Source organism: Methylobacterium sp. Leaf118, assembly GCF_920984675.1.
GTDB lineage: Bacteria > Pseudomonadota > Alphaproteobacteria > Rhizobiales > Beijerinckiaceae > Methylobacterium.
Window position 1 is genome coordinate 94776 of the sequence record NZ_CAKLBV010000010.1, and the last position, 9337, is coordinate 104112.

A 9337-nucleotide genomic window follows, 5' to 3' on the forward strand; every position below is an offset into this window, starting at 1 on the left:
ACATAACGGACCATCGGGGCGGTGGCTTCCTGTGCAGGGCAGGGCGAGCCGGCTTCGGCGGGCTTGATCCCCCGGCGCGGGCTGCGCAGACCGGACCCATGTGCGGACGCTTCTTCATCGGCCAGCCGCCGGAGGTCTACCGCGCCTTCTACGGCTACGCGGACCGGCCGAACTTCCCCGGCCGCTTCAACATCGCCCCGACCCAGCCGGTGCCGATCGTGCTGGCCGAGCGCGGGCAGCGGCATCTGCGCCTCGTGCGCTGGGGCCTGTGGCCGTCCTGGCTCAAGGATCCGAACGGCTTCCCGGTCCTGTTCAACGCCCGCATCGAATCGGCCGCCGAGAAGCCGGCCTTCCGCGGGGCCCTGCGCCACCGCCGCTGCGTCTTCCTCGCCGACGGCTTCTACGAGTGGCGCCGCGCGGGCACGGGCAAGGCGGCGGTCAAGCAGCCCTTCGCGGTGCATCGGTGCGACGGGGCGCCGATGGCGCTGGCCGGGCTGTGGGAGCCCTGGATGGGCGCCGACGGCTCGGAGGTGGATACGGGCGCCATCGTCACCTGCTCGGCCAACGGAACCCTGAGCGCGATCCACGAGCGCATGCCGGCGATCCTGGCGCCGGAGGCGGTCGCGGCCTGGCTCGACCCGACGGTGGACGGCCCGGAGGCCGCCCGGCTGTGCCGCCCCTGCCCCGATGCGTGGCTGCGGCTCGTCGCGGTGAGCGAGCGCGTCAACGCCACCCGCCACGACGATCCGGGCCTCGCCGAGCCGGTCGGGCAGGCGCCGCCGAGGATCGAGACCGGCCGCCTGCAGGGCGAGCTGTTCTGACCCCGCCGGAGCGGCGCTCAGTGGGTCGGCTCGCCCGCGGCGACCTTCGCGGTCCAGTCGTCGAAGGCCACGACCCGCTGGCGCTGCTCGCCGAGGCGATCGATGCGCAGCACCATCTCGTCGTCGCTCCGGAGGTAGCGCGGCGGCTTCATCCCGAGGCCGACCCCGGGGGGCGTACCGGTGGTGATGACGTCGCCGGGTTCCAGCATCATGAAGTGCGAGACGTAGGCCACGATCTGCGGCACGTCGAAGATCATGGTGGCGGTCGAGCCGGTCTGCATCCGCTGCCCGTTGAGATCGAGGCTCATGGCGAGGGCCTTCAGATCCGGGATCTCGTCGAGGGTCACCAGCCAGGGGCCGAGGGGGCCGAAGGTCGGGCAGCCCTTGCCCTTCGTCCAGGTGCCGCCGCGCTCCATCTGGAATTCGCGCTCGGACAGGTCGTTGCAGATGCACAGGCCCGCCACGTAGCGCAGGGCCTCGTTGGCGTGGACATACGAAGCGCGGGCGCCGATCACCACGGCGAGCTCCACCTCCCAGTCGGTCTTGGCCGAGCCCTTGGGCAGGATCACCGTGTCGTTGGGGCCGACGATGCAGGACGGCGCCTTGTTGAACAGGATCGGCTCGGCCGGGATCGCCGCGCCGGTCTCGGCAGCGTGGTCGGCGTAGTTCAGCCCGATCGCCACGAAGTTGCGGGTGCCGCCGACGCAGGGGCCGAGGCGGGTCGAGGCGGGCAGGAGCGGCAGGCTTTCGGGATCGAGACGGGCGAGCCGGTCGAGGGAGTCGCGGGAGAGGCCGGGGCCGGCAATGTCCCGCAGGACGCCCGAGAGATCGCGAAGCCCGCCGTCGCGATCCACGAGGCCGGGTTTCTCGTCGCCGCTCGCGCCGTGCCGGATCAGCTTCATCGCCCACATCCCTGGCTTGAGGTTCCGAAAGGCCCCCGACCATGGCGGCGGGACCGGCGGGGCGCAAGCGTCGCAGGCTCGGGATCCGGAGCGCGATCGGGCGCTGTCATGCCCCCGTGACGCCGTCGAGATCGAGGCAGAGGTGGCGCGGCCCCCGCAGCGAGGCGCCGGGCCGGTAGGGCGGCGGGTCCGCGACGAGGCGCGGGTTCCTCAGCCGCCGCGCCAGCGCGACGAGGGCGACCTCCGCCTCGATGCGGGCGAGGGGCGCGCCGACGCAGTAATGCAGGCCCCCTCCGAAGCCGAGATGGCGGTTGTCGGGCCGGTCGGGGTCGAACCGGTCGGGATCGGTGAACCGGGCCGGGTCGCGGTTGCCGGAGGCGAGCAGCAGCACCACGGGGGCGCCCTTCGGGATCGTGACGCCCTGGATCGGGATATCGGCCACGGCGAGCCGGGTCCGGTACTGCACCGGCGGCTCGAAGCGCAGCATCTCCTCGATCAGGCGCGGGGCGATCTCCGGGGCGCGGGCCAGCCGCTCCCAGTGCTCGGGACGGCGCAGCAGGGTCAGCACGCTGTTGGTGATGAGGTTGACCGTGGTCTCGTGGCCGGCGACCAGCAGCAGCACCGCGGTGGCGATGAGGTCGAAGTCGTTCATCCGCTCCGGCTCGTCCTCCGCCCCGTCGCCGCCCGTGGCGAGGTCGGACAGGATGTCGTCCCCGGGCGCCTTGCGCTTCTTCGCGATCAGGTCGCGCAGGAACGCCGAGATCTCGGTGAAACACTGCTCGTTCTTGGCCTGCGTCGCCTCGTCGGACCTCTGGTTCGGTTCGAGCGCGGTCGAGAGCTGCGTCGCCCAGCCCTGGAATTGCGGCTCGTCCTCGGGGGGCACGCCGAGCAGCTTGCAGATCACCGTGACCGGCAGCGGGTAGGAGAAGTCGTCGACGAGGTCGATGCGGGACTTTTCCGCGAAGGCGTCGATGAGCTCGTCGGTGAGCTGCCGGGTCTCCTCCCGCATGCCGCGCACCCGCTCCGGCGAAAAGGCCCGCATCACGAGGCCGCGCAGGCGGTCGTGGTCGGGGGGATCGCGGAAGATGAAGGGCTGGTGGCGCCGCCTTATCTCGGCGCGGATCGGGCGCACGAGCAGGTCGGTCACCGGGTGGCCGGTCCAGCGGAATTTCTGGGGGTCGGGCAGGTCCTCCGAGCTGATGCGCGGATCGGCGACGAGGCGGGCGATCTCGGCATGGGTGCTGACGACGTAGGTGCCGTCCGCCTGCCGGCAGACCGGCTGGCGCCGCAACTGCGCGAAGAGCGGGTAGGGGTCGGCGCGGTGGTCGGGATCGAGCACCTGCTCGAACAGCGTGGTGCAGCTCACGTCACGGTTCCTCGATGCGGATGCGCGGCTGGTCGACGGCCCCCTCGAAGGGCGGGAACGGGGCGCGCTCGCGGATCGCGGCGGCGTAGGCGGGGAGCCAGCGGGCGCTGTCGACCGAGGCCGCCGCCACCGTGCGCCCCTCCCGCCCGTAGAGCGCGACGAAGCGGCCCTCCGCGAGCGAGCCGTGGACGATGGCGAGGCTGTCCGCCCCGTCGGCGAGCCCCACGAGCTTGATCGTGCGCCCGAATTGCTGCGACCAGAAATCCGGCAGGTGGTCGTGGCGGATCAGGCCCGCCGCGGGGCCCGCTAGCATGTTGCGGGCGGCGGTCCGCGCCTGCGCCTGGGCGTTGCCCCAATGCTCGACGGCGACGAGCCGCTCGTCCTGATGCGGGTTCGGCCAGCGGGCGACGTCCCCGGCGGCGAACACCTCCGCGACGATGTCGCCGTTCGCCCGCAGGACCCGGCCATAGCCGTCGCAGGTCACGCCCCCGTCGTCGGCGGCGAGCCCCGCGCCGTCGAGCCACGCGACGTTGCGGACCGTGCCGATCGCCGCCACGAGGACATCCGCCTCGATCCGCGCGCCGTCCTTCAGGAGAACGGCCGCGAGGCGCCCGCCCGGCGCCTCCATCCGCTCGATCTCCGCCCCGAGGCGCAGGTCGACGCCCTGCTCCCGGGCGATCCCGCCGACCCAGCCGCCGAGCCGGGGGCCGAGGGCGGCGGAGAGCGGCGCGCCCTCCCGCACCAGCACCGTGACCGGGATGTCGAGATCGCGGCAGGTCGAGGCGACCTCGAAGCCGATGAAGCCGCCGCCGACGAGGATCACCCGCCGGGGGCCCGCTCTCAGCCGCGCCGAGAGCCGCGCCGCGTCGTCCCGGCTGCGCAGGGTGAAGACGTCGGCGAGGCCGGCCTCGTCCGGGTTCGGCCAGGGCCGCGCCCGGGTGCCCGTGGCGATCAGCAGGCGGTCGTAGCGGAGGCGCGCGCCGTCGGCGAGCGTCACCGCGCGGGCGTCGAGGTCGAGGCTCTGCGCGGGCGTACCGAGACGGAACGCGGCCCGCAGATCCGGATGGCGGGGCAGGGTGGTGTCGTCGCAGAACTGCCCGCGCAGCACCTGCTTGGAGAGCGGCGGCCGGTCGTAGGGGAGGTGCGGCTCGTCGCCGACCAGGGTGAGCGCCCCGGCATAGCCCTGTGCGCGCAGGGCATGGGCGGCGGCGAGGCCCGCCAGGGAGGCCCCGACGATGAGGATGGTCTCCGGCGCCCCGCGCAGGGGGGCGCTCACGCCGCCTCTCCGGTGGATTCCGCGTCGGGAATGGCGGTGATCGCCCGGACCGGACAGGCCTGCACCGCCCGCTCGATCTCGGCGCGGTCGGCCTCACCGGGGCAGGGATCGTAGATCAGCGCCTCGCGCCCCTGCAGCACGAAGTGCCGGGGCGCCGCGTAGACGCACTGGGCGTAGGCCTGGCAGCGGTTGAGATCCACGACGACCTTCATGCGTGTTGGTCCGAGCCTCCGAACGGATCGGACCTCGCTGGTCCGTCGGGCGGGTAGCTAGGGCGAGGCCTGCGCACCCACCACGGGCCGGGCCTCGCCTCGTCGGACGCACAACGCCGCAGCCGCGCCGCCGGATCGGCGGGCCGGGTCGCGCCCGCCCTCCCGGTCAGGGGAGGGCGGGCGGCCTCAGGCCTTCTTTTCGGGCAGGTTGAGGCGAATGTGCAGCTCGCGCAGCTGCTTGGCCGTCGCCTCGGCGGGGGCGCCCATCATCAGGTCCTCGGCGCGCTGGTTCATCGGGAACAGCACCACCTCGCGGATGTTCGGCTCCTCGCACAGCAGCATGACGATGCGATCCACACCTGGCGCGATGCCGCCGTGCGGGGGGGCGCCGAGGCGCAGCGCGTTCAGCATGCCGCCGAACTTCTCCTCCAGCACGTCCCGCCCGTAGCCCGCGATGGCGAAGGCCTTCTCCATCACGTCGGGGCGGTGGTTCCGGATCGCGCCCGAGGACAGCTCGATGCCGTTGCAGACGATGTCGTACTGGAACGCCTTGATCCCGAGGATCTTTTGCCCGTCCTCCTCGCCCAGCGCGAGAAAGTCGTCGCGGTCGAAATTCGGCATCGAGAACGGGTTGTGGGAGAAGTCGATGCGCTTCTCCTCCTCGTTCCACTCGTACATCGGGAAGTCGACGACCCAGCAGAACGCGAACTGGTCCTTGTCGGAGAGGTTCAGGTCGTCGCCGATGCGGATGCGGGCCTTGCCGGCGAGGGCGGCGGCCTTGGCCTCGGTGCCGGCGGCGAAGAACACCGCGTCGCCCGCCTTGGCGCCGGCCTTCTGCGCGATGCGCGCCTGGATGGCGGCGGGGATGAACTTGGCGATCGGCCCCTTGCCGGTGAGCGCGCCGCCTTCCTCCTCGAACACGATGTAGCCGAGCCCCGGCGCGCCCTCCGAGCGGGCCCAGTCGTTGAGCTTGTCGAAGAACGAGCGCGGCTGGCCCGCCGCCCCGGTGGCCGGGATGGCGCGCACCACGCCGCCCGCCTTGATGACGCCCTTGAATGCCTTGAACTCGACCGCGTCGTCGGCGAACTCGTCGGTCACGTCGGCGATGAGGAGCGGGTTGCGCAGGTCCGGCTTGTCGACGCCGTATTGCAGCATCGCGTCGGCATAAGTGATCCGCGGGAATTCCTTCGTGACCCGCTTGCCCCCGGCGAATTCCTCGAACACGCCGCGCAGGACCGGCTCCACCGCCTGGAACACGTCCTCCTGGGTGACGAAGCTCATCTCGATGTCGAGCTGGTAGAACTCACCCGGAGAGCGGTCGGCGCGGGCATCCTCGTCGCGGAAACAGGGCGCGATCTGGAAGTAGCGGTCGAAGCCCGCGATCATGGTGAGCTGCTTGAACTGCTGCGGGGCCTGCGGCAGCGCGTAGAACTTTCCGGGATGGACGCGGGACGGCACGAGGTAGTCGCGCGCGCCCTCCGGCGAGGAGGCGGTCAGGATCGGCGTCTGAAACTCGAAGAAGCCGCCCTCGCGCATGCGGCGGCGGAGCGAGTCGACGATCGCGCCGCGCTTCATGATGTTGGCGTGCAGCTTCTCCCGGCGCAGGTCGAGGAAGCGGTATTTGAGCCGGGTCTCCTCCGGATAGTCCTGGTCGCCGAAGACGGGCAGCGGCAGCTCGGCCGCGGGCCCGAGCACTTCGAGGTCGTCGATATAGACCTCGATCGAGCCGGTCGGCAGCTCGGCATTCTCGGTGCCGGCGGGCCGGGTCCGCACGCGGCCGTCGATGCGGATCACCCATTCGGAGCGGGCGGTCTCGGCGGCCTTGAAGGCCTTCGAGTCGGAATCGATCACGCATTGCGTCAGGCCGTAATGGTCGCGCAGATCGATGAAGAGCACGCCGCCATGGTCGCGGATGCGGTGACACCAGCCGGACAGGCGGATCGTCTGCCCGACATCGGACGGACGGAGCGCCCCGCAGGTATGGGAACGGTAACGGTGCATGGCGGGGCTCTTGGCGGGCTCTTGGCGGGCTCTTGAAAGTGCCCGGGGCGGCGGCGCAGATCAGGAGCCCGCGCTTAGGACAGCGCTCGCGCCTGTGCAAGTTCGCCCCGACGCGAACCGGGCGCTCACCCCGCCAGCGCGAAGGCCGGATCGTCGGCGAAACCGCCGCCGGTCAGGATCGCCTGTTCCAGCCCGGAGGCGGCGGGCAGCAGGTTCTCGGCGAAGAAGCGGGCGAGCGCGATGCGGGCAGGATGGGCCGGGTCGGTCTCGCCGGCTCTCACGGCCGCGCTCGCAGCGAGGCCCGCTTGCGCGAGGCAGGTGGCGCCCTGGACGAGGCCGAACAGGCGCAGATACGGGCTGGCACCGGGCAGCGCCTCCTGCGGGCGGTTGGAGCCCAAGGCCTTCATGAGGAAGCTCGTCGCCCGGTCGAGGGCGCCGATCCCCTCGCGCAGGCGCGGCGCCGCGAGGCCGAAGCCCGGGGCGCCGTCCTTCACCAGCGCCTCCGCCACCCGCCGCATGGTGGCAATCTGCGCGCCCACCGTGGCGCCGCCGTTGAGGGGCAGCTTGCGGGTGACGAGGTCGATCGCCTGGATGCCGTTGGTGCCCTCGTAGATCCCCAGGATCCGCGCGTCGCGCATGAGCTGGGCCGCGCCCGTCTCCTCCACGAAGCCCATGCCGCCATGGACCTGCACGCCGAGCGAGGTCACCTCGTTGGCGATGTCGGTGGAGAAGGCCTTCGCCACCGGCGTCAGCAGCGAGGCGCGGTCATGGGCCGCGCGGCCCTCGGGGCCGTGCGCGGCGTCCAGCGCCTGGGCGGTGAGGTAGCAGATCCCGCGCGCCGCCGCCGTGGAGGCTCGCATCGTCAGCAGCATGCGCTGCACGTCCGCATGCGCGACGATGGCGCTGACCGGCTCGGCCGCGCCCGGCGCCCGGCCCTGGCGCCGTTCGCGGGCATAGGCGAGCGCCGTCTGCGTGGCGGCCTCGGCCACGCCGACGCCCTGCAGCCCGACATTGAGCCGGGCCGAGTTCATCATCGTGAACATGCAGGCGAGCCCCCGGTTCTCCTCGCCGATGAGCCAGCCGATCGCGCCGCCGCCATCGCCGAAGGCCATGGAGCAGGTGGGCGAGGCGTGGATGCCGAGCTTGTGCTCAAGTCCGGAGCAGCGCAGGTCGTTGCGGGTGCCGTCGGGCAGCACCTTCGGCACGAGGAACAGGGAGATGCCGCGGGTGCCCGCGGGCGCGTCCGTGAGGCGGGCCAGCACGAGGTGGCAGATGTTGTCCGTGAGATCGTGCTCGCCGTAGGTGATGTAGATCTTGGCCCCGGTGATCCGGTAGCGGCCCTCGCCGTCGGGCGCGGCCCGGCTGCGCAGGCCCGCGAGGTCCGAGCCGGCCTGCGGCTCGGTCAGGTTCATGGTCGCGGTCCACTCGCCCGAGACGAGTTTTCCGAGATAGCGCTCTTTCAGCGCGTCGGAGCCGTGGGCGGCGAGCGCCTCGATCCCGCCGGCGGTGAGCAGGGGGCACAGGCCGAAGGCGAGGCTGGCCCCGTTCCACATCTCGGTGCAGGCGGCGGCGAGGAGATGCGGCAGGCCCTGGCCGCCATGCTCGGGCGCGGCCCGCACGCCGTTCCAGCCGCCCTCCACGAAGGCCCGGTAGGCCGCGGCCCAGCCCGGCGGGGTGGTGACGGCGCCGTCCGCGAAGGGCGTGCCGTGCCGGTCGCCCGCGCGGTTCAAGGGCGCGATCACCCCGGCGGCGAACCGGGCCGCCTCGTCGAGGATCGCCGTCGCGTCGTCGGGGCCGATCTCGGCGGCGTTCCGCGCCAGCACCGCATCGAGCCCGGCCACGTGGCGCAGGGTGAAGGCGATCTCCGCGACGGGGGGGCGATAGGTCATGGATCCGCTCGACATCCTGTCCGCCGGCGCCTTACCGTTTGTCCGCTGGCGCCTTGCCGTTTGACGGTGCGCGCCCGGCGGGGCTACGGCCGGTCCGTTGCCCCTCTCGCGCGAGCCCCTTCCCTCCGACATGGACGGACCCTCGTCAATCGTCCCCCCGGCCACCCTGCGGCTGCCCGCCGACGGGTCCGGCCTCGCTCGGGCCGCCGCCCTGATCCGGGCGGGCCGCCTCGTCGCCCTGCCCACCGAGACGGTCTACGGCCTCGGCGCCGACGCCGCCGATCCGGTGGCGGTCGCCGCGATCTACGCCGCCAAGGACCGTCCGAGCTTCAACCCGCTGATCGCCCATGTGGCGACCCCCGAGGCGGCCTTCGCCGAGGGCGTGTTCGACGCGCAGGCCCGCGACCTCGCGCGCGCCTTCTGGCCGGGTCCCCTGACCCTGGTGGTGCCGGTGGCGCCCGGCGGCACGGTCTGCGACCTCGCCCGGGCCGGGCTGGCCAGCGTCGCCCTGCGGGTGCCGGCCCACGCCATCGCCCGCGCCCTCCTGGCCCGGGTCGGATGCCCGGTGGCGGCGCCCTCGGCCAACCGCTCGGGGCGGGTCAGCCCGACGCGGGCGGAGCATGTTCTGGCCGATCTCGACGGGCGGATCGCGGCCGTGCTCGACGGGGGCGACTGCCCGGTCGGGATCGAGTCGAGCGTGGTCGCCTGCCTCGGCGGCAGGCCCCGCCTGCTGCGGCCCGGCGGCGTGACCCGCGCGGACCTGGCCGCCGTGCTGGGATATGCGCCCGAAACGGGCGGGGCGGCGGAGGCCCACGATCCCGGGGCCGGGCTCCTCGGGCCGGGCCTGCTCGCCTCGCATTACGCCCCGCG

Annotated in this window: 8 protein-coding genes; 2 read left to right on the forward strand and 6 right to left on the reverse strand. The window is 72.9% G+C overall.

The features are described 5' to 3' along the window. Positions 1-98 precede the first annotated feature (98 nt). Entirely contained in the window at positions 99-821 is a 723-nt protein-coding gene (locus LW587_RS06785; RefSeq protein WP_232628831.1) for an SOS response-associated peptidase, read from the forward strand. Positions 822-838: 17 nt separating this feature from the next. Here LW587_RS06785 and LW587_RS06790 read toward each other — a convergent pair whose 3' ends face one another. The 6 genes from LW587_RS06790 to LW587_RS06815 all read right to left on the reverse strand — a co-directional run bounded on the left by LW587_RS06790 (position 839) and on the right by LW587_RS06815 (position 8467). Beyond that, complete coding sequence (locus tag LW587_RS06790) at positions 839-1723, reverse strand: fumarylacetoacetate hydrolase family protein (protein ID WP_232628832.1); 885 nt, start codon at positions 1721-1723, stop codon at positions 839-841. A 106-nt stretch (positions 1724-1829) separates the two neighbouring features. Then, positions 1830-3089 carry a cytochrome P450 gene (locus LW587_RS06795; RefSeq protein WP_232628833.1) on the reverse strand — a complete coding sequence of 420 codons (1260 nt, stop codon included), beginning with the start codon at positions 3087-3089 and terminating at the stop codon, positions 1830-1832. Position 3090: 1 nt separating this feature from the next. Further along, positions 3091-4365: an NAD(P)/FAD-dependent oxidoreductase gene (locus LW587_RS06800; protein ID WP_442919095.1), complete on the reverse strand. Its 1275-nt coding sequence runs from the start codon at positions 4363-4365 to the stop codon at positions 3091-3093. Then, on the reverse strand, positions 4362-4577 hold the full coding sequence (locus LW587_RS06805; RefSeq protein ID WP_232628834.1) for a ferredoxin: 216 nt from the start codon (positions 4575-4577) through the stop codon (positions 4362-4364). Before LW587_RS06805 ends, LW587_RS06800 begins: the two co-directional genes overlap by 4 nt. A 186-nt stretch (positions 4578-4763) precedes the next feature. Then, entirely contained in the window at positions 4764-6578 is a 1815-nt protein-coding gene (gene aspS / locus LW587_RS06810; protein WP_232628835.1) for an aspartate--tRNA ligase, read from the reverse strand. Positions 6579-6703: 125 nt separating this feature from the next. Continuing rightward, positions 6704-8467: an acyl-CoA dehydrogenase gene (locus LW587_RS06815; protein ID WP_232628836.1), complete on the reverse strand. Its 1764-nt coding sequence runs from the start codon at positions 8465-8467 to the stop codon at positions 6704-6706. 130 nt (positions 8468-8597) lie between these two features. On the opposite strand from LW587_RS06815, the gene LW587_RS06820 reads away from it, so the two are divergent. After that, positions 8598-9337, forward strand: a 740-nt coding sequence (locus tag LW587_RS06820) for an L-threonylcarbamoyladenylate synthase (RefSeq protein WP_232628837.1), incomplete at its 3' end; no start/stop codon positions are given.

Bases quoted from the DNA above. Each gene is read 5' to 3' on its own strand.
- LW587_RS06785 (WP_232628831.1), top strand. From the start codon at position 99: ATGTGCGGACGCTTCTTCATCGGCCAGCCGCCGGAGGTCTACCGCGCC.
- LW587_RS06790 (WP_232628832.1), bottom strand. From the start codon at position 1,723: ATGAAGCTGATCCGGCACGGCGCGAGCGGCGACGAGAAACCCGGCCTC.
- LW587_RS06805 (WP_232628834.1), bottom strand. From the start codon at position 4,577: ATGAAGGTCGTCGTGGATCTCAACCGCTGCCAGGCCTACGCCCAGTGC.
- aspS (WP_232628835.1), bottom strand. From the start codon at position 6,578: ATGCACCGTTACCGTTCCCATACCTGCGGGGCGCTCCGTCCGTCCGAT.
- LW587_RS06815 (WP_232628836.1), bottom strand. From the start codon at position 8,467: ATGACCTATCGCCCCCCCGTCGCGGAGATCGCCTTCACCCTGCGCCAC.